Raw genomic sequence first — 453 nt, 5'->3', positions numbered from 1 at the left:
CGCTATTACAATAACTTGAGGTAATAGCCCAACCCCAGCTGAAATTACAACTAAAGGGACGTATGCAAGAGGTGGAATATTTCTGATAAATTGTATCCAAGGTTTCACAATATTACGATAAGGTGAATACCAGGCCATTAAGAGTGCATTAGGCGCCGACAATAGAAAGCCCGACGTGAACCCGAAGAAAACTGAAGTTAGACTTGAAAATATATCTTCAAAGATAAATCCTTTGTCTATCATGATTAATAAAGCATTCCAAACCAAAATGATATTTGGAAAACTACGAGAGGTTCGATCATAATTCGATAAAAACCACCAAATCATCAATGCAACAATCAATGAGAATGTCAACCAAAAATATTTTTGTTCTTTGTTGCTCTTCATCTTCATCCTCCCATAGTTACAAATACATAAAAAATGTTTCGTCTTAATAAATTTATGTAACTCTAT

At 34.0% G+C, this 453-nt stretch carries 1 protein-coding gene; it reads right to left on the bottom strand.

Annotated features, from left to right (window positions below; translation table 11 throughout):
- On the bottom strand, positions 1–387 hold a 387-nt coding region (locus C1G53_RS03360), incomplete at its 3' end, for an ABC transporter permease (RefSeq protein ID WP_419579787.1).
- Between the last annotated feature and the right edge of the window lie 66 nt (positions 388–453).

Source organism: Streptococcus suis (genome assembly GCF_002960445.1).
Taxonomy (GTDB): Bacteria; Bacillota; Bacilli; order Lactobacillales; family Streptococcaceae; genus Streptococcus; species Streptococcus hyiners.
The sequence above is the reverse complement of the archived record's forward strand: the minus strand, read 5'-3'. Positions and strand labels throughout refer to the sequence as shown.